Origin of the sequence: Mucilaginibacter angelicae, from assembly GCF_042434235.1 — a bacterium.
GTDB classification, from domain to species: Bacteria; Bacteroidota; Bacteroidia; order Sphingobacteriales; family Sphingobacteriaceae; genus Mucilaginibacter; species Mucilaginibacter angelicae.
In genome coordinates this window covers 627,791-645,948 of the sequence record NZ_JBHLTS010000021.1, presented here as the reverse complement: position 1 = coordinate 645,948, position 18,158 = coordinate 627,791, and the positions used below count along the sequence as shown (strand labels likewise).

Below are 18,158 nucleotides of genomic sequence, written 5' to 3'. Positions count from 1 at the left end.
CTATAACTCTGCTTCGATTAAACCTGTGTTTGAATTACATTGTAATTTGGGAGATCCGTTTAAATAATAATCATTAACCGGAAAAAGATGCTTATCGGCACCGGGTTGCGGGACAGTTACCATTCGAATAAAATCGGCACTGTCTTTACTGCGGGTGATTATGGCCCCTAAAGGCAACCATGGAGCAATTATAGTTTTTTTCATATAAGCCATCACGGTATCCCGCTGAGCGTTTGCACGCCCGGTACCAAGCGCAATCATAATTATTAAAAAGACAGCTATTTTGCTCATGGTTCAGGCTCAAGTTTTAGTAGGAAATTCCAATCAATATAGCAATGAAATCTCAATTTTGAAATCGTTTTTTGATGCAAAAGATAAAGGAAGACTATTTCTTTCGGCTATAGTTAAACACATCCTTTTGCAATTTCCCTTTTTTGTCCTTTTCAATAAGGACCACATCCAGCTTATCGGGGGAAACTAACTGGTAAGTAAGATGAACAGATTTATCTTTTAGTTCGAAATCGGCTTTGTTTTTTTCGATCCCAATCAAATAAAACAAAAGCGGTTTGTCTTTATCTTCCCAGCCAATACTGCCACGATTGAAATGCCGCATTTTAAAAACAGGCACCTGATTTTGTTCTTCAATAACTACAAACTCATAAAACGCGGCTTTGCCGTCTTTAACTACCCTGAAGCTGCTGATCATGCTATCGCCCATCGGTTCGCCCCAGAATTCTTCCATATCGCCCCATGTGCTTTTTTGCGTCCATGTGCCGGCCATGAAAGCCAACTGGCTAACGTTTGCTTTGGTCACCTGTGCACGGCTGCTGCCTGATATTAAAATGAGGCTGATGATTGAGGGAAGGATGGTTCTAAGGTTCATGATGTTAATTTAATATTTCTTTAAATCAATATCAAAATGGGTAATTAACTTTTTATTGTCCTGATAATCAAAATATATCACAAGTTGCTCTTGCTGCTGTTTCGTAGTAAATAGATTTTCAGCATATAGGGTCTTTTTATGTATAAGTCCCTGTTCAATACTTCGCCCGGGTAATTCGATAATGTGTTTCTTTCCTGTTTCAACATTCAATATTACCAGGCGATCCTCTTTTGTATAAATCACAACCGGTGTATCATATTCCTTGCTGAAATAAACCAGTGAACCAAGTTCTGATCTGATTTTACCTGTCGTCTTATCATGTAAATAGAATATTGGGGGATCGCAGCAACCGGAAATTACGTTGTGCTGAGCCAGAAAAAATGAGGGGTATTCTGTAAAACCAACATAGCCTAAACGACCTTGTAACCTAAAAAAATCATGATTTAATAAAGAAATGATCCGACTTTTTCCGTGTGGATTTTTGAACGTTAGCCATGCTTTGTTACAGTTAAACTGCCAGTAAAGCTTAGCCCTATTTCGAAAAAGTAAATCCTTACACGAAATTTGTTCATTTAATTCGGGATACAAGCTACATGAACATTGTTTTTGCGCAAAAACAATGTTGGTATAAAGAAATATGGTTAAGGCCAATATGAGCTTTCGCATTCTGAAGCTAATATAACATTAACCTGCTATATCCCCTTCCATTCATAGCTTTTGCTCTCCAACCCCATCAGATCAATCACCCGGTTTACAACCGTCATGGCCAGTTCTTCAATAGTCTGGGGCTTACTGTAATATGACGGAATTGCAGGACAGATGATACCGCCGGCTTCTGTAACAGTTGCCATATTGCGGATGTGGATCAGGTTAAGCGGTGTATCCCGGGCTACCAGCACCAGTTTACGGCGTTCTTTAAGGATCACATCGGCGGCACGGGTAATCAGGTCGTCAGAGATCCCTCCTGCTATCCGGCCAAGCGTACCCATGGAGCATGGTACAATTACCATGGTATCAAACTTTGCCGAACCTGAGGCAAAGGGTGCCATAAAATCTTTCTTTTCGTAAAATTTAAAAGGGAACTGTGTGTATTCTTCGTTATCGAGCTCGAATTTCCAAACGTCTTTGGCGTTATCTGACATTACCACACCCACTTCGGCTATCTGATCATGTAACTGGTTTAATTTTTTTAGCAGCAGACTGGCGTATATTGAACCACTGGCGCCTGTAATAGCAACAACTATCTTTTTCTTCATAATTACTCCTTCAACAACCCAAACACACAAAAAGTTAGGGGCACAAAAAAGGGTCGAATAACTTGTACCCGACCCTACATCTACCTATGAAAAACATGCCCTTGAGAGGGCACTACAAATGTAGTAACACTTTTTTAATTTTTAAACAATTTCTTAAAATAATTTTAACCTCTTTATTGAAGATTTTTTTCTATCAAAGTTTGGATAATGCCGTCAACCAAACCTACTCTTGGTACATAGATGTTTTTGATGTTGGCGTTCTTCATTAAGGTAAGGTAAATTTCACATGCAGGGATAATAACATCTGCCCTGTCCTGGTTAAGGCCAAGCACATTGATCCTGTCTTTTAATGAAAACGAGCTCAGGTAGGTGTATAATGACCTTAATTTGGCAAAAGTAAGCGGCATATCTTCCTTTTCTTCAGAGAGCCTGAACAGTTTGTTAATATTGCCGCCGGTGCCAATCCCGGATAATTGCTTAAAGTTGCGGGTATTGTCACGTACAAAATCCTTCATTTCATTCCAGGTTTCTTCAGTGTCCTGGTTATCCAGAATACGGATGGTGCCAATGTTAAATGAACGTGAAACAATCATCTCCCCTGCCGAAAACAGTGAAAGCTCGGTACTTCCGCCGCCTACATCAATGTAAAGATAGTTTTTGCTTTTGTCGATGTTTTGATCGGCATGACTGGCATAAATAATGCTGGCTTCCTTTGAGCCATGAACAATTTCAATGTCAATGTTTGCCTCTTCTTTGATCAGCTTAACAACTTCTTCTCCATTTTTGGCTTCGCGCATGGCCGATGTTGCAAAGGCTAAATAATCAGTAACCTTATAAACATCCATCAGGTTACGGAAAGCAACCATTGATTTAACCAACTCCGTAGCTTTTTTCTCGGATATATGCTGTTGTATAAAAGCATCATCTCCCAGGCGCAACGGAACACGGATCAATGTATTCTTTTTAAACGACACCGATCCGGTGTTTTGAATTATGTCGGCAATTAACAGCCTCACGGCGTTTGAACCTATATCAATGGCGGCGTATCTCAATGTTATTTTGTTTTATTTTTTAGATAATTATATATTTCAATTTGAGCCCTGTGGCTTTCGGGCGAGTTTGTTTTGTGATATTTGTTAGTGTTCTGGCTGTTGATCTCGCGGGCTTTGGTATTATCCGAAAGCTGGATATCAATAATGTCCCTCACCTCTTGCTGCAGCTTTTCATCATAGATAGGGAAGCCAACTTCAACACGGTTGTCAATATTACGGGTCATGAAATCGGCCGAAGTAAGATAAATGAGCTCCTTGCCGCCATTGCAATAAATATGTACACGGGCATGCTCAAGATATTTATCTACAATACTGATCACCTCAATATTTTCGCTGTAACCCTTTACTCCTGCTATTAAACAGCACATTCCCCTGATGATCATCTTGATCTTTACACCTGCATTGCTGGCCTGGTAAAGCTTGTTGATCATATCCTCATCAGCAAGGCTGTTCATTTTCAGGATCATATATGCCTGCTTGCCGGCTTTTGCATTTTTAATCTCATTATCAATCAGCCTGTAAATTGCGGGCCTCGAATCAATTGGCGACACAATTAAGCTTTTGAGGCCTTTGGGCAATAATCCTTTGTTTATAGCCTTAAAAACATTCACCAAATCATCAGTAATCCTTTTGTTGGCTGTAAACAAGGTATGGTCAGCGTAGATCTGCGCTGTTTTTTCATTAAAGTTTCCCGTTGAAAGACAAGCATAGTAAGCCAGCTTACCTTTTTCGGTACGGCTAACCAAACATATTTTTGAGTGCACTTTATAACCTGGAACGCCGTAAAGCACAGTTACACCCTCCTCTTCGAGCCTGTTGCTCCAGTGAATATTGTTTTGCTCGTCAAAACGGGCCCTTAACTCCACCAGACAATTTACCTTCTTGCCATTTTTAGCGGCATTGATCAAAGCGTGGATCACCCTGGAGTTTTCGGCCAAACGGTATACTGCAATACTGATCTCTTTTACCTTCGGGTCGATAGCCGCCTCGCGTAAAAAGTGGATCACGTAATCATACGATTGGTAAGGCGTACTTACCAAATAATCTTTTTTGGCGATAAGGTCAATAAGGCTCTTGCCAAATGAAAGATCAGCTACAGAAAGCGGGGTATATTTACTGTATTCCAGCTCAGGCCCGCCAACGTTGGGGAACGAAATGAAGTTTTTAAAGTTATGGTACCTGTTGCCGGGAATGAGGCTTTCACCATGTAAACCCATTTTACCCACCAGGTATTTCAGCATATCCATTGGCATATCCGAGTCATACAGCAAACGCATCGGTTTACCTTTCTTACGCTTTAGCAGGCTCTTTGACAGGGAATCAATAAATTTTTCGCTCACTTCCTTATCCAGGTCAAGTTCCGCATCACGGGTAAGCTGGATCGAATACGCTTCGATAGTATCATGCTCAAAAATGAAGAAGATATCCTCCAGGCTATACCTGATAATATCATCAAGCAGGATAAGAAACTTCAGGTTGTTGGTATCGGGCAGCTTAACAAACCGTGAAAGGTTATCAGGAAACTCTATGAGGGCAAACCTTGTTTTTTTATTGGTGGTAAGCTTTACAAAAAAGTACACGGCCCGGTCCCTTAGCTCCGGCAACGGCAAAGTATCATTAAGCATGATAGGTACCAGTGTAGCCAGCAGCTTCTCCCTGAAATAGTTTTTCACAAATGTACCGCGGGTTACGTTAAGCTGCTTATCATTCAGGATAAAGATCTTTTCTTCGGCCAGCTGCTTAACAATGATATTTTCATAAAGGTTATTGAACTTACGCTCCTGCCTAACCACAATATTTTTGATCTGGTTAAGGACTTTCTTAGGGTTATAACCCAGGATCTCCTTAGATTTTTCGTTAAGGGCCGCTAAGCGGGTCAATGTGGCAACCCTTACACGGTAAAATTCGTCCAGGTTGGATGAAAATATAGCTAAAAAACGAATCCGGTCAATCAGGGGGACTGTTGGATCAGCAGCTTCCTGCAAAACCCGGTCGTTAAAATATAACCAACTTATTTCTCTGTTAATTAAGGGAACCTGTTTATCCATAAGAATTTCTTGCTTTACAGCCAGATGTTACAAATCTGCTTATTTATTTGTTAACTTAATATTAACTCATGAGGAATTAACCTGTTTTCGTTCACTATTATTTATTGCAGAAATTAAACAATTTGTTGCAATATTGCGCCGTATGTTAACAATACATTAGTTTTGCAAAACATTTATAACCAATACACTACTTATGCCAACATTTGATATAGTTAGCAAGATAGACGGGCAAACGCTTGATAACGCGATAAATACCGCAAAAAAAGAGATATTGAACCGTTACGACTTCAACGATTCAAAAAGCACAATCGATTTGGATAAAAAGACCAATGAAGTAACCATTGTTACCGAGAACGATATGCGCCTTAAAGCCATACAAGACAGCATTATAAGCCGTATGGTGAAGCAGCACCTTGACCCCAAAGCGCTGGATTTTGGTAAGGAGCAATATGCCTCAGGTAACATGATCCGTAAGGAGATCAAGATCAAAGAAGGGGTTGACAAGGAGGTTGCCAAAAAGATTGTAAAGAAAATTAAAGATAGTGGCCTTAAAGTACAAGCCTCCATTATGGACGACCAGGTACGTGTACAAGGTAAAAAGATCGACGACCTGCAGGCTGTTATCAGCCTTTGTCGTGGCGAGGACTTTGGTCAGCCTTTGCAATACATCAATATGCGTGATTAATAAATCCTGGGTAATCATTTAGGAGATCCCCCTAAAACAAAAGAAGCCGTAGCAAAATGCCCGGCTTCTTTTGTTTTAATCTCAGAGCAATTTTAACCTGCTACTTCAACCTCTTCTTTTTTCAATTCATTCGGGCGGCCGTTTTTGAAAGCCTTACGTGGCGATAAGCCAAGCAGCTCAAACATAGCCATATCGGTATCAAATGATGGGTTTGGTGTGGTAAGCAGTTTTTCGCCTGCGAAAATGGAATTAGCACCGGCCATAAAGCAAAAAGCCTGCTCAACAGTGCTCATTTCGGTACGGCCTGCAGATAAACGAACTACCGTTTTAGGCATGATGATACGGGTAGTAGCAATCATACGTACCATATCCCAAACAGAAACACGGGGCTGATCGGCCAGTGGGGTTCCCTCTACAGGCACCAAAGCGTTAATTGGCACCGATTCGGGGTGCTTAGGCAGGTTTGACAACGTTTTAAGCATAGATACCCTATCCGCAACAGTTTCACCCAATCCTATAATACCACCACTGCATACGGTAATTTTAGCCTTGCGCACATGTTCAAGCGTTTTAAGGCGCTCGTCGTAAGTACGGGTAGTGATGATACGTTTGTAATCTTCTTCAGATGTATCAAGATTATGGTTGTAGGCATATAAACCGGCATCAGCTAAACGCTGGGCCTGGCTTTCGGTAAGCATACCGAGGGTACAACAAACTTCCATATCAAGACTGTTTACTGCCTTTACCATATCAATAACCTTGTCAAAATCGCGGTTATCGCGTACTTCGCGCCAGGCTGCGCCCATACATAAACGCGATGCGCCACCAGCTTTTGCCTTTTCGGCAGCAGCAATAACTTCATCTTTCGGCATTATGGCGTGTACATTTACGCCGGTATTATAACGGGCCGCCTGCGGGCAATAAGCACAATCTTCAGAGCATCCGCCTGTTTTTATCGAGATCAATGAACTGATCTGTACCTCTGCATAATCCTTATTTTCACGGTGTATAGTGGCTGCCTTGTATATAAGATCAAGCAGCGGCGTATGATATATTTCAGCTATTTCTTCCTTCGTCCAGTTGTGTCTAACTTCAGTCATCGATTTAAAAATTAAATATTATTTATTCTCTCGCAAAGACGCTAAGGCGCAAAGATTCAAAGATTATTTATAATTCCATCAAACATAATCACATTCACTTGTCAAAACATTAAGGCGCAAAGCATTAGAGATTGTTAACTACTCTTGTTATTCCTGATTTTATAAGTTGTTCATTAAAATTAATTAAAAGTCCCAGTTTACATCCCGATAATTTCAAATAAGTTAATACTTGCTTAGTATGTACCGGCGAGATTGCTGTGACGGATTTTATTTCAATAATCACTTTATCCTCAACAATCAGGTCGGCCCTAAAACCAATATCCATTTTTATTTCTTTCCAAAACACACAAATGCCTTTTTGTCTTTCAACTTTAAGCCCAAGGCTTACAAGTTCAAAATACAAAATTTCTTCATATACAGACTCTAACAAGCCCGGGCCAAGCTGTGTATGAATTTCAAATGCGGTATTTACGATCAGTTTTGAAATTGAATTTTCATCCATACCCTATGCGTCTTAGCGCCTTTGCGAGAAATATAAATAATTAAAGTTATTACTTCAACAAAAGCTTAGTAGCCAACCAAAGCGGCAATAAAAAGCCAATGCAATCAGTAAATGTGGTAATGATGATGGATGAAGCTACTGCAGGGTCGATCCCTACCCTTTTTAATATCAGCGGAATAGAAGCGCCTGTCAAGCCTGCTATAATAAGGTTGCCTGTCATTGCCAAAAACAGCACCAGGCCAAGCATTGGATTGGCATCATAAAAGAATGCTACGATAAAAACGATGAGCCCGTTAGCTGCACCATTTATCAGCCCCACTAAAAACTCTTTTAATACAGTATTATAAGCCTGTTTATCAGAAAGGTCACTTAATGAAATACGCCTAACAGTTACCGCCAATGCCTGTGTAGCCGCGTTGCCGCCCATACCGGCAATAATGGTCATATAGGCCGAGATAATAGAAAGCTTGGCAACGGTGTCATCAAAAGTACGGATGATGGACGCCGCAAGGAATGCGGTACCAAGGTTAATCACCAGCCATGGTAAACGGCTTTTCACGGCCTCCACCCAGTTACCGCTCAGTTCTTCATCTTCAGATACACCGGAGATTTTTAAGATGTCCTCGGTGTTTTCCTCCTCCATTACGTCGATGATGTCATCTACAGTAACACGGCCGAGCAGTTTCATATTGTCGTCAACAACCGGAATACTGGTCAGGTTATATTGTTTGATCAGGCGGGCTACTTCTTCCTGGTCAAGATCTACTTTTACGTACACGAAATCAGTAGTTACCAAATCACTGATGCGGGCATCGGCGCGGGCCTTGATAACGGTTTTAATGGAGAGGATGCCTTTCAGGATGTCGTCATCGTCAACAACGCAGATGGTATAAAACTCTTCCATCTCTTCCGACTGACGGATGATCTCATCAAGCGCATCCTTTTTATCCAGGTTGATGTTTACCTTGATAATTTCGGAGTTCATCAAACCGCCGGCGGTATCCTCGGCATAGGTCATCAGCGCACGGATGCTGCTGGCATCTTCATGGTCAAGATCCTCTAAGATCTCCTGCTGGTCCTCCTCATCAAGCTGGGATATAATATCGGTAGCATCATCGTAGTCAAGTTCCTCAACTATCTCGGTACGTTTTTCAGGATCGAGGTTTACCAGCAGCTCGGCAGGGCCGTGCTCTTCGTCCATTTCGGATAAAACTTCCGAAGCAACGTCGGCCGGGAGGATATTGATGATCCTTTCTTTTTCTTCCTGCTGAAGTTTTTCAAATAGTATGGCAATCTCCGAAGCGTGATATTCCTTCAGAACATTCTCTAACTCAGCATCATCGGCTTCGAGCGCTGTTTTAATGCGGAGCAGGTCGGTTTTATCTAAATCAAAAGATTGCATACCCGACTAAATTAAAACAATTACACCACAATTAAGGAATTAAATCGGCACAAAAACAGTGCCTGAGGTGGTAAAGTAAATGAATGCAAAGTTAGATGCTGTAGTTATACTTAACCTTTGTACCGCTTACCTTGCTTAGCTTAAAAAGCGCCTGCTCAACTTGTGTTTTACGGATAGAAAGCTGAATACTGCAATCATTATCAAAAGCCTGGTTAAGTATGATAAGGTTTTCGTCTTTAATAATGCGCATTACATCGTTCATCTGCAGGTAATCAAATGATACAGTGTATACGTCATTTACTGTTTTTGAAATGATAACCGCCTGGTTTAATGCTTCTTCAGTAGCAACTTTATAAGCATTAATTAAACCGGGAACACCCAATAAAGTGCCACCAAAATAACGGACAACCACGACCAATAAATTGGTAAGGTCTTTTGATAAAAGTGTATTCAAAATTGGCCTACCGGCAGTACCTGAAGGCTCCCCATCATCATTAACCCTGAATACTGAGCGGTCGATAGTTAAACGCATAGCCCAGCAATGGTGATTGGCTTTGGGGTGTTCTGATTTTAATTGGGTAACAATAGCCTTGATATCATTTTCAGAATTAATGGGGAAAGCATAAGCCAGGAATTTGCTGCCCCGGTCGCGAAAAATGCCTTCGGCCGGATTTTCTATAGTTTTATAAGTATCGTCAAAAAGCATTCAGAAATATTACAAGTGCAGGAAGCCCAATGTTTGCGGAAAATATATAATAACAATAGCCAAAACAGCCACAGCTATGCCGATCTTGTTGAGCAGGCTCAGTTTCTCTTTAAATACAAAGATACCCACCAGCGTACCAACCACAATAACGCCAATGTTTACCGAAGAGAACACCGCCGAAGGGCTATTGGCCAGCGCCTGATGCGCTTTTAAATAAAACAGGATATTACCAAAGTTAGCTATTCCGAGGATCCACCCTATGAGAATATGCGGCCAGGAGAACTTTGTTTTTTTAACAGATACCTGGTAAATCAAACCTGCAAACGTTAATACAAAAGCAATAATGAAAATCACAAATATGGCTGTGGTAAAAGGCACATTGCTAACCTTAGTAAGTTGTTTTAACAAAACATCTATAACGCCAAAGCCCAGAAAAACAATTAACAGGTAAATCCATGAACCTTTTTCCACTTTATTACCTGCAGATTTTTGCCAGGGAACGGAGCAAATAATAGCGATGAAAGCCAGTACAATACCAATGGCTTTAATTGTGCCAGTGGCTTCGCCAAATATAACAAATGCTGCCAGGATGGGGATGAACAGGGACAGACGCTGCGCTACATCGGTACGCACAATCCCGGCTTTACGCACCGATGTGGCCATGATCACAAATATGGCCGGGAACAGGATGCCTAAGGCCAGGTAATTATAAACAGGCCCGTTTTGAATGAGGCTTAGCTGCGGCTTAAAAAAGAACCAGGTGAGCAAAATAGCCATGGAGTAATTCCAGGTGATAGCCTGGTAAACATCCACATGGTAGCGTTTTGCCAGTTTCAGCAAAATAGAAACGATAACACTACAGCAAATACTTAAAAAAACGAACAGCATTTATATAACTGGCTTATTGTATAACAATTGTAAGCGATCGCCACCTACGGGATATTCATCGGCAAGTATACCAGTTATTTGCGGGGCTTTTATGCCTTTGTTCAAAACTTTATCGCCGGTAAATATCCGTGCTTCGTCCCAAAGCCCGGCTTCAATAAAGGCATCAAGGGTGCGCGCACCACCTTCAATAATCACTGATTGAATATCCTGAAGATATAACTGGTATAAAATGTATTGCGGCACAAAGCGTTCAAAATCTTCAAGTGCAATATATTTATTGTTGCCGTCTACATCAAACTTTACCTCATTAAAGATGAAAGTTTCGGATGAGTTATCGAATACATTCAACCCTTTATTTAATTCTAATCGGCGATCAATTACCACACGCTTGGGTGATGGACCGTCCCAGTAACGGGTATTCAATTGAGGGTTATCGATAAGAACCGTGTTTTTTCCAACCAGTACAGCATCTTCTTCACTGCGCCATTTATGCACCAACTTGCGCGATTCGGGCCCGGTGATCCAAAACTGGCTGCCGGCTGCCGGGGCAAAAAAGCCATCCTGGGTTTGGGCCCATTTTAATATGATATAAGGCCTGTGTTTTTGTACTTTGGTAAAAAAGCGACGGTTAAGCCATTGACATTCCTGTTCCAGTACGCCTGTTATTACTTCAATGCCGGCGGCTTGCAGCTTTTCAATGCCCTTGCCGTCAACCTGTGCAAAAGGATCGCGGCAGCCTACTACTACCTTAGGGATCTGGTGCTTGATGATCAGGTCGGCACAGGGAGGCGTTTTGCCGTAATGTGCGCAAGGCTCTAACGAAACATATATCACCGAGTTTTTGAGCAGTTCGGAGTGATTATCAAATTTTTCAGTAACCTGTGCAATGGCATTAACTTCGGCATGGGCCTGGCCATATTTTTGATGATAGCCCTCGCCTATTATCCGGCCCTCGTGAACCACAACTGCGCCAACCATAGGGTTCGGACTCACATAGCCAGCACCCAGTTGGGCAAGCTCCAAACAGCGGCGCATATATTTTTCATGTTCAAGCATGCTACAAAAGTAGCTTTTATGTTACTTTGTTGCATGATTACGATTAAGGATGTTTTTGAAGATTACAGGCAACAGATAAATGGCGTTTACGATATTAATGAAACAGAAGCTATTACGCTGCTTGTTATTGCCGAAGTTACCGGTATGTCAAGAGCATCTGTTAAAGCATTCCCCGAAAGGGCGTTAACCACCGACCATTCGGATCGGCTCAAAAGCATCCTTGCCGAACTAAAAACAGGGAAACCCATTCAATATATTTTAGGTACTACTGAATTTTATGGCTTGCCCTTTAAGGTGAACCCTTATGTGCTCATCCCCCGCCCGGAAACTGAGGAGTTGGTTGAATGGGTGATTTCAGGTGAAAGGTTAAAGGCGAAAGGTGAAAGGTTTTCTCTGTTGGATATAGGTACAGGTAGTGGATGTATTGCCATCAGTCTGAAAAAGAATTTGGCAGATGCCGAGGTATCTGCAATGGATATATCTGAGGGCGCTCTGCAAACAGCTAAGGAAAATGCGCTGTTAAATGAGGTTGAGGTTAATTTTATTGAGGCGGATATTTTAAATATGGAACCAAGCAATGGAAGCACCAAATATGACATTATAGTAAGTAACCCTCCCTATGTAACGCTTAATGATAAAAAGCAGATGCATAGCAACGTTACAGATTTTGAACCGCATACCGCATTGTTTGTACCCGAGTATGACCCATTGATATTTTACCGGGCCATTGCCGATTATGCTTTGAATAATTTGATTGCAAACGGTTTACTTTATTTCGAGATCAATGAAAACCTTGGCAAAGAAACAGTAGAGCTATTATACGATAAGGGATTTAAAAACATAGAGTTACGGAAAGATATGAGTGGCAGGGACAGAATGGTGAAAGCACAACGTTAAAGATCACACCTTATCGCTCACCACGCCCTCAAACTTATAATAGTTGCCGTAAAACAGCCAGTAAGCTATACTTAGGTTTAACGGGATAAGCACCCAAAGCAGTTTGAACATAATGATCCAGAACAGTACCACAAACAAGCTTAAGATCCATTGCAGGTACTTATCCATATTAAGCCCGAACCAGTAAAGCAGGCAATGGAATAGCATTGCTGTGCTTAAGGCCAACAGTAATAACTCAAAGGCCATCAATGGGTTAAACCTGCTGAACAACCAAATACTTTCGGGGATCAATAAAAAGAAATAAACATTAATAAAATTCAGGAAAAGCCTTTGCCTGCTATAAGGCAAATTGCGGGAGAAGCTTAATCCATTCTCTTCAAATTTCCTTTCCTCAAATATCAGCACCACGTGGGCTGTGATTACCGCAAGTATGGCAATGCCTGCTACCCGTGCATCTGTTTTAACATCTGCAAATACATAAAACACCCCGGTAATTATAAGCCAGGAAAGCGCCTTGGTGATCAGGTATGGAACCTTGCGCTTATCAAAAATATGATAAATGTAAAGGCTGAAATAGGGTTTGCGCCATTTGCTGCTTAACTTTAATAATATTGATTGATCACTGCCATCAACAAGCCGGTTAATCTGCCTTGTATAAATACCTGCGCTTAAATAACTTAGTGTTATTAAATATAACAGAATACAAACCGGCAGCACATAATAATGGTTAGCCACGCCAACACAAATTGTTATAAGCGCATAAGCTATTATTGGCGATAAAATAGTCACCTGCACCCAAAACCAGCTGCTTAATTGTTTTTTCCTACTCAGGGCATTACTGCTATAAAATAAAAAGTGCTGCCCCTCTGCGAAGATCTGCCCGGATACATAGTGCCAGCTTTTAATGGCATAAATAAGCCAAGCCACAAATACCAGCGTCATCACTACCGAACTGCTATCCATAGCCAGCATCAGGGCCTTGTGGTAACCTATTAAATACTGGGGCGGTACAACGCCAACCATCGCCAAAAATATAAACAACAAAATCCCGGCATGTACCCGGAAAAAACCGTTGGCAAATATTTTTAACAATACGGTGGTTAGCGGTTTCATTAGCTGATAACCTTTAAGGTTTGAGCTTCAACCAACAACTCGCCCGATACAGGTAACGAGCCATCTTCCAGTATTTGGTGCGATGATAATAAGAAGCTTGTTCCCTCCTGCTCATGCCTTTCCCTGATCCAGGTATTTAATATGGCTAAGGAGGCTGTATCAATGGTGATCAATGGTTCATCCAACAGGATCAATTTGGGTTTACCTAAAAAGGCCAGTAACAGCGAAAGCTTCTTCATCATACCGCTGCTGTAAGTACCAACCGGGCGCCCCACAAAGTTTTGCATGCCCATACTTTTAATATACTGTTCCGCCTGTCCGATAGGCGCTTCCTTAGCATCGGTAAACAGTGCGATCATTTCTGTACCTGTTAAAAAATCGGGGAATACTGGTTCAGCTTCGGCAAAGTTTACCAGCTTGCGGTAAGCTACCGGTTGTTTTTTGATGCTGATACTATTGTCAATCAAAATGTCGCCATTGAAAGCCAGGATCCCTGCAATAGATTTTAGCAAGGTACTTTTACCGGATCCGTTTACGCCTTTTATCCAGTAAATGCCAGCCTGCAGTTGCAGGTTTTTAATTTTTAAAGCAGGGTAATTACCGTATGATTTTGTAAAATTTTGAAATTTCAGCATCGTTGGTTTGATAACAAAATGAACCTGTTGTTACACAAAAAGAGACGCGTTACCCGCGTCTCTCCAAAAAATATCTATGTAAATCCGAAATCAAAAATCTCAATTCCGAAATCCTATAACTCTGCTCCTTCAATCAGCGCGCTGTAAAACTCGCCAACATCCATACCCGCAGCCCTCACCTGTTGCGGGATCAAACTGGCAGCCGACTGACCGGGGGTGGTATTGATCTCAATAAAATAAAAATCATTACTGCCTTCCAGTAAAATAAAATCAACCCTTGCCATACCACGGCAGTTAAGGCGGGTATATACTTCGGTAACTATGCCGGCAATTTCTTCAACCTTTTCGGCCGAAAGATCAGCAGGGGTTATTTCCTGGGTTATACCATCTGTATATTTAGCCTCATAGTCAAAGAAATCTTTAGAAGTAATGATCTCCGTAGCAGGCAGCACTTTTATTTTGCCGTGCAGGCGTGCTATACCAATACTAAACTCGCGGCCTTTAATAAACTCTTCAACCAGCACCTGTGCATCTTCCTGAAATGCCCTGTTCAACGCATCGGGTAAGCCCGCTATGTTTTGCACTTTGCTCATGCCTACGCTGCTGCCACCGTTATTTGGCTTAACAAACAGCGGGAACTTCAAATTAGCTGCTATTGTTGCAACGTCATGCACATCGCGCTCAAATAAACGCATAGAATGCGCGGTGTGCAAACCATGAATTCCGTTCACGATAGCTTTGGTGTAAGCCTTGTTCATGGTAATAGCCGATGTTGTGGCATCGCAGGTATTGTAAGGGATGCCCATCATATCAAAATAACCCTGTAATTTGCCGTCCTCGCCGGGGGTACCATGAATGGTGATAAAAGCGAAATCGAATTTTATTTTTTCCTGGTTAAGTGTGATGGTAAAATCATTCTTATCTACATCAACTGTAGTATCATCAGCTTCAAAAAACCACCTGTCGCGGGTAATTAAAATGGTATAAACCTTATAGTTGCTGTTTGACGCAAGGTTAGCTGCGATGTTTTTTGCGCTGTTAAGGGATACTTCATATTCGCCGGTAAAGCCTCCGGCCAAAAGGGCTATATTTTTAACACTCATATTATTTCGAATTTCGGATGTTCAATTTCGGATTTCTTATTTACGGTCTATTTTCGCCTTATTTTTCAGTTTCGAAATTAGGATAAATATCATAGCACATAACATTAAAATTATTTTTTTGAATGCTGATTCTTTAAATTCAATAATCCGTCAAATCCAAAATCAAACATCCGAAATCCGACATCCCAATATTCCATATCCAAAATAATCCTTATGTTTGATACTTAATTAAAAGGGTTACCCTTACATATACTGATGAGCAAATTTGGGGCTTACTTAAAATCAAAATCATTCCGGAATAACTTATTAATGGCTGTTGTGAGCGTAATAGCCGTTGTTTTAATAGCATTTTTCAGTCTTGGTTATTATACCCGCCATGGTTCGGGCATACCTGTACCAAAGCTTAAAGGCCTTACTATTGATAAGGCTATGGATATTTTAAAAGAACAGGGGTTTGGCTATAAAATTGATTCTGTTTACGTACAGGACGTGGCTCCCGGTACTATTGTTGAGCAGGACCCCGATCCCGGAACCAACGTTAAGGAAAACCGGGTTATTTACCTTACTATGGTAACCCTTCAGGCACCACCTGTAAGCCTGCCCGATCTTGAGCAAAGCAATTACCGTGAAGCTGTCGCCACCATATCAAACTATGGTTTGAAAGTTGGTGATACAACTTACCGCTCAGACATTGCCCGCGACAGGATCCTTGAAGTGCGCTTTGGTGGTCAGGTTATAAAACCAGGTACTAAGCTCCCTAAAGGATCAAAAATTGATCTTGTTTTAGGCGATGGCGAAGGTGCAAGCGAAGTGGAAATCCCTGAGCTGGTAAACCTTGATCTGGATGCCGCCCGTTTTGCCATCAAAGGTGCCGGGTTAACTGTTGGTATCATTACTTACCAGGGTACTATAAGCGATTCAACCAATGTGGTTGTAGTTTCACAATACCCGATGAAAACCGATTCGTTGAGCAAAACAAGTATTGGCACACGGATAAACCTGACTGTTTCACAAGGCACAAAAACAGATGCAGCTCCACCGGCCAATTAAAGCTACCGAACTGTTGGAGCGCTTAAACAAAGGTGAAGATCTTAACCTTATTGACGTGCGCGAGGTTATTGAGTACCATACCTACAATATAGGTGGTGACAATATCCCGCTGTCGAACCTGGAGAGCGCACTTAACAGTTTACGTTACAACAAAACCGATGAGATAATCGTTATCTGCAAAGTTGGTTTACGGAGCGAAACCGCGCAGGCTATATTAGAGCAGCATGGTTACAGCAATGTGAGGAATTTAAGCGGCGGATTAATATCTGTTCAAAAACTAAAATAAATACAACAAACACTATCTATTCAATATCATGACCGCGAAAAAACAAGGATCAGGCATGTTCAAAAAATTTATCATAGCGCTGGTAATCATTATCATTGTGCTTTTAGGCTTTACAGGCTTCAATTATTATCTCAAATACTTTGGCCCTAACGTTACCGGTAAACAGGAATATTTATATATCCACACCGGTGCTACTTTTGGCGATGTTTTTAAAACCATACAAGACGAAGGCATTGTAAAAGATACCGCATCATTTGCCTGGGCAGCCCGTAACATGAATTATACAACCCGTGTAAAGCCGGGTAAATACCGCCTGCATGAAGGCCTGGGCAACCGAAAGCTTATTAACATGCTGGCATCGGGCACACAGGAACCTGTTAAGGTTGAATTTCATGGATTAAGGCTTAAAGAACAATTTGCCGGTTTTATCTCGAAAAAGATTGAGCCTGATTCAATGGCTATCATCAGGCTGCTCGATTCGGCAAGTTTTGTAAGCAAATATGGCTTCACTACCGATAACGTGTACACAGTTATCATGCCCGATTCATACCAGATGTACTGGAATACAAGTCCCGAAAAATTCTTTAAACGGATGTATGATCATTACCAGGCCTTTTGGACACCCGAACGTAAACAGCAGGCTGCCGCTATAAACCTAAGTCCGCAGGAAGTTTCCGTACTGGCATCGATAGTTGATGCCGAGGCTCTGCATGATGATGAAATGCCGGCCGTTGCAGGTTTGTACCTTAACCGTTTAAAAAAAGGTATGAAACTTGATGCCGACCCTACCGTGATCTTCGCACTAAATGATTTTACTATTAAACGCGTACTTACCCGCTACCTTTCATACAATTCACCATACAATACTTACCTGCATACAGGTTTGCCCCCGGGCCCTATTATGATGCCATCGGTTAATGCTGTAAAAGCGGTATTGAACTACCAAAAGAACGATTATCTTTACATGTGCGCCAAGGCCGATTTTTCGGGCTATCACGCTTTTGCAACCAACGTGGCCGATCATTTGGTGAACGCACATAAATTTCAGCAGATGCTTAACGAGCGAAACATCCGCAGGTAATGTTTGAGCATACCACCAAAATACGGGTGCGCTATGGCGAAACCGACCAGATGGGCTATGTGTACTACGGTAACTATGCCGAATTTTATGAAGTAGGCCGTGTAGAGATGCTCCGCAGTCTCGGGCTTACCTATAAAGGCATGGAAGAATCAGGCATTATGATGCCTGTGCTTGAGCTGCAGTGCAAATACCTGAAGCCTGCATTATATGACGAAGAGATCAGCATCAAAGTGATTATGGATAAGCTGCCGGGAATCCGTATCCATTTCAGGTACGAGCTTACAAACCCCAAGGGCGAACTCATTAATACAGGCGAAACGCTGTTGGTGTTCATCAACATGAAAACTAACCGCCCCTGCCTGCCACCACAGGATTTTACCGATAGATTAATGCCCTTTTTTAAGTAGATTTGGTG

At 41.6% G+C, this 18,158-nt stretch carries 21 protein-coding genes; 6 read left to right on the top strand and 15 right to left on the bottom strand.

The features are described from left to right. The 6 genes from ACFFGT_RS12200 to ppk1 all read right to left on the bottom strand — a co-directional run bounded on the left by ACFFGT_RS12200 (position 1) and on the right by ppk1 (position 5,239). A complete protein-coding gene (locus ACFFGT_RS12200; protein ID WP_377022814.1) occupies positions 1 to 291 on the bottom strand; it encodes a hypothetical protein in 291 nt (96 codons plus the stop codon). A gap of 94 nt (positions 292 to 385) precedes the next feature. Next, on the bottom strand, positions 386 to 883 hold the full coding sequence (locus tag ACFFGT_RS12195) for a DUF6265 family protein (RefSeq protein WP_377022813.1): 498 nt from the start codon (positions 881 to 883) through the stop codon (positions 386 to 388). Between the two features lie 9 nt (positions 884 to 892). Continuing rightward, the gene (locus ACFFGT_RS12190; protein WP_377022812.1) at positions 893 to 1,471 is read right to left on the bottom strand and encodes a hypothetical protein; all 579 of its coding nucleotides are present in this window, start codon (positions 1,469 to 1,471) and stop codon (positions 893 to 895) included. A 104-nt stretch (positions 1,472 to 1,575) separates the two neighbouring features. Next, entirely contained in the window at positions 1,576 to 2,139 is a 564-nt protein-coding gene (locus ACFFGT_RS12185) for a UbiX family flavin prenyltransferase (RefSeq protein WP_377022811.1), read from the bottom strand. 173 nt (positions 2,140 to 2,312) lie between these two features. Then, positions 2,313 to 3,191 carry a Ppx/GppA phosphatase family protein gene (locus ACFFGT_RS12180; protein ID WP_377022810.1) on the bottom strand — a complete coding sequence of 293 codons (879 nt, stop codon included), beginning with the start codon at positions 3,189 to 3,191 and terminating at the stop codon, positions 2,313 to 2,315. Between the two features lie 2 nt (positions 3,192 to 3,193). Then, entirely contained in the window at positions 3,194 to 5,239 is a 2,046-nt protein-coding gene (gene ppk1, locus ACFFGT_RS12175; protein ID WP_377022809.1) for a polyphosphate kinase 1, read from the bottom strand. A gap of 193 nt (positions 5,240 to 5,432) precedes the next feature. On the opposite strand from ppk1, the gene ACFFGT_RS12170 reads away from it, so the two are divergent. Continuing rightward, positions 5,433 to 5,924 (top strand): YajQ family cyclic di-GMP-binding protein, encoded by a 492-nt coding sequence (locus ACFFGT_RS12170; protein ID WP_377022808.1) that lies wholly within the window; start codon positions 5,433 to 5,435, stop codon positions 5,922 to 5,924. Positions 5,925 to 6,016: 92 nt separating this feature from the next. Here the strand turns inward: ACFFGT_RS12170 and bioB are convergent, their stop codons facing one another. The 6 genes from bioB to ribD all read right to left on the bottom strand — a co-directional run bounded on the left by bioB (position 6,017) and on the right by ribD (position 11,578). Further along, positions 6,017 to 7,024: a biotin synthase BioB gene (bioB, locus tag ACFFGT_RS12165; RefSeq protein WP_377022807.1), complete on the bottom strand. Its 1,008-nt coding sequence runs from the start codon at positions 7,022 to 7,024 to the stop codon at positions 6,017 to 6,019. Between the two features lie 124 nt (positions 7,025 to 7,148). Then, complete coding sequence (locus ACFFGT_RS12160) at positions 7,149 to 7,526, bottom strand: GxxExxY protein (RefSeq protein WP_377022806.1); 378 nt, start codon at positions 7,524 to 7,526, stop codon at positions 7,149 to 7,151. A 49-nt stretch (positions 7,527 to 7,575) separates the two neighbouring features. Beyond that, the gene (gene mgtE, locus ACFFGT_RS12155; protein WP_377022805.1) at positions 7,576 to 8,928 is read right to left on the bottom strand and encodes a magnesium transporter; all 1,353 of its coding nucleotides are present in this window, start codon (positions 8,926 to 8,928) and stop codon (positions 7,576 to 7,578) included. A 91-nt stretch (positions 8,929 to 9,019) separates the two neighbouring features. Continuing rightward, complete coding sequence (locus tag ACFFGT_RS12150; RefSeq protein WP_377022804.1) at positions 9,020 to 9,634, bottom strand: IMPACT family protein; 615 nt, start codon at positions 9,632 to 9,634, stop codon at positions 9,020 to 9,022. Positions 9,635 to 9,643: 9 nt separating this feature from the next. Beyond that, positions 9,644 to 10,522 (bottom strand): EamA family transporter, encoded by an 879-nt coding sequence (locus ACFFGT_RS12145; protein ID WP_377022803.1) that lies wholly within the window; start codon positions 10,520 to 10,522, stop codon positions 9,644 to 9,646. Next, positions 10,523 to 11,578 (bottom strand): bifunctional diaminohydroxyphosphoribosylaminopyrimidine deaminase/5-amino-6-(5-phosphoribosylamino)uracil reductase RibD, encoded by a 1,056-nt coding sequence (gene ribD / locus ACFFGT_RS12140; protein WP_377022802.1) that lies wholly within the window; start codon positions 11,576 to 11,578, stop codon positions 10,523 to 10,525. Between the two features lie 33 nt (positions 11,579 to 11,611). Here ribD and prmC point away from each other — a divergent pair, with 33 nt between their 5' ends. Next, on the top strand, positions 11,612 to 12,475 hold the full coding sequence (gene prmC, locus ACFFGT_RS12135) for a peptide chain release factor N(5)-glutamine methyltransferase (RefSeq protein WP_377022801.1): 864 nt from the start codon (positions 11,612 to 11,614) through the stop codon (positions 12,473 to 12,475). A 3-nt stretch (positions 12,476 to 12,478) separates the two neighbouring features. Here the strand turns inward: prmC and ACFFGT_RS12130 are convergent, their stop codons facing one another. From ACFFGT_RS12130 to ACFFGT_RS12120, 3 genes are all read right to left on the bottom strand, one after another. Beyond that, positions 12,479 to 13,588 (bottom strand): hypothetical protein, encoded by a 1,110-nt coding sequence (locus ACFFGT_RS12130; protein ID WP_377022800.1) that lies wholly within the window; start codon positions 13,586 to 13,588, stop codon positions 12,479 to 12,481. Then, complete coding sequence (locus ACFFGT_RS12125; protein ID WP_377022799.1) at positions 13,588 to 14,223, bottom strand: ABC transporter ATP-binding protein; 636 nt, start codon at positions 14,221 to 14,223, stop codon at positions 13,588 to 13,590. The genes ACFFGT_RS12130 and ACFFGT_RS12125 overlap by 1 nt, the downstream gene beginning before the upstream one ends. 113 nt (positions 14,224 to 14,336) lie before the next feature. After that, a complete protein-coding gene (locus ACFFGT_RS12120; protein ID WP_377022798.1) occupies positions 14,337 to 15,326 on the bottom strand; it encodes a D-alanine--D-alanine ligase in 990 nt (329 codons plus the stop codon). Positions 15,327 to 15,581: 255 nt separating this feature from the next. Between ACFFGT_RS12120 and ACFFGT_RS12115 the strand changes: the two genes are divergently transcribed. The 4 genes from ACFFGT_RS12115 to ACFFGT_RS12100 are packed head-to-tail and all read left to right on the top strand — an operon-like array spanning position 15,582 to position 18,150. Next, on the top strand, positions 15,582 to 16,376 hold the full coding sequence (locus ACFFGT_RS12115; RefSeq protein ID WP_377022797.1) for a PASTA domain-containing protein: 795 nt from the start codon (positions 15,582 to 15,584) through the stop codon (positions 16,374 to 16,376). Further along, positions 16,354 to 16,662: a rhodanese-like domain-containing protein gene (locus tag ACFFGT_RS12110; RefSeq protein ID WP_377022796.1), complete on the top strand. Its 309-nt coding sequence runs from the start codon at positions 16,354 to 16,356 to the stop codon at positions 16,660 to 16,662. Before ACFFGT_RS12115 ends, ACFFGT_RS12110 begins: the two co-directional genes overlap by 23 nt. Before the next feature lie 28 nt (positions 16,663 to 16,690). Beyond that, complete coding sequence (gene mltG, locus ACFFGT_RS12105; protein ID WP_377022795.1) at positions 16,691 to 17,743, top strand: endolytic transglycosylase MltG; 1,053 nt, start codon at positions 16,691 to 16,693, stop codon at positions 17,741 to 17,743. After that, positions 17,743 to 18,150 carry an acyl-CoA thioesterase gene (locus ACFFGT_RS12100; RefSeq protein ID WP_377022794.1) on the top strand — a complete coding sequence of 136 codons (408 nt, stop codon included), beginning with the start codon at positions 17,743 to 17,745 and terminating at the stop codon, positions 18,148 to 18,150. Before mltG ends, ACFFGT_RS12100 begins: the two co-directional genes overlap by 1 nt. Positions 18,151 to 18,158 lie beyond the last annotated feature (8 nt).

Bases quoted from the DNA above. Each gene is read 5' to 3' on its own strand.
- ACFFGT_RS12200 (WP_377022814.1), bottom strand. From the start codon at position 291: ATGAGCAAAATAGCTGTCTTTTTAATAATTATGATTGCGCTTGGTACC.
- ACFFGT_RS12195 (WP_377022813.1), bottom strand. From the start codon at position 883: ATGAACCTTAGAACCATCCTTCCCTCAATCATCAGCCTCATTTTAATA.
- ACFFGT_RS12185 (WP_377022811.1), bottom strand. From the start codon at position 2,139: ATGAAGAAAAAGATAGTTGTTGCTATTACAGGCGCCAGTGGTTCAATA.
- ppk1 (WP_377022809.1), bottom strand. From the start codon at position 5,239: ATGGATAAACAGGTTCCCTTAATTAACAGAGAAATAAGTTGGTTATAT.
- ACFFGT_RS12170 (WP_377022808.1), top strand. From the start codon at position 5,433: ATGCCAACATTTGATATAGTTAGCAAGATAGACGGGCAAACGCTTGAT.
- bioB (WP_377022807.1), bottom strand. From the start codon at position 7,024: ATGACTGAAGTTAGACACAACTGGACGAAGGAAGAAATAGCTGAAATA.
- ACFFGT_RS12160 (WP_377022806.1), bottom strand. From the start codon at position 7,526: ATGGATGAAAATTCAATTTCAAAACTGATCGTAAATACCGCATTTGAA.
- mgtE (WP_377022805.1), bottom strand. From the start codon at position 8,928: ATGCAATCTTTTGATTTAGATAAAACCGACCTGCTCCGCATTAAAACA.
- ACFFGT_RS12150 (WP_377022804.1), bottom strand. From the start codon at position 9,634: ATGCTTTTTGACGATACTTATAAAACTATAGAAAATCCGGCCGAAGGC.
- ACFFGT_RS12145 (WP_377022803.1), bottom strand. From the start codon at position 10,522: ATGCTGTTCGTTTTTTTAAGTATTTGCTGTAGTGTTATCGTTTCTATT.
- ribD (WP_377022802.1), bottom strand. From the start codon at position 11,578: ATGCTTGAACATGAAAAATATATGCGCCGCTGTTTGGAGCTTGCCCAA.
- prmC (WP_377022801.1), top strand. From the start codon at position 11,612: ATGATTACGATTAAGGATGTTTTTGAAGATTACAGGCAACAGATAAAT.
- ACFFGT_RS12130 (WP_377022800.1), bottom strand. From the start codon at position 13,588: ATGAAACCGCTAACCACCGTATTGTTAAAAATATTTGCCAACGGTTTT.
- ACFFGT_RS12125 (WP_377022799.1), bottom strand. From the start codon at position 14,223: ATGCTGAAATTTCAAAATTTTACAAAATCATACGGTAATTACCCTGCT.
- ACFFGT_RS12120 (WP_377022798.1), bottom strand. From the start codon at position 15,326: ATGAGTGTTAAAAATATAGCCCTTTTGGCCGGAGGCTTTACCGGCGAA.
- ACFFGT_RS12115 (WP_377022797.1), top strand. From the start codon at position 15,582: ATGAGCAAATTTGGGGCTTACTTAAAATCAAAATCATTCCGGAATAAC.
- ACFFGT_RS12110 (WP_377022796.1), top strand. From the start codon at position 16,354: ATGCAGCTCCACCGGCCAATTAAAGCTACCGAACTGTTGGAGCGCTTA.
- mltG (WP_377022795.1), top strand. From the start codon at position 16,691: ATGACCGCGAAAAAACAAGGATCAGGCATGTTCAAAAAATTTATCATA.
- ACFFGT_RS12100 (WP_377022794.1), top strand. From the start codon at position 17,743: ATGTTTGAGCATACCACCAAAATACGGGTGCGCTATGGCGAAACCGAC.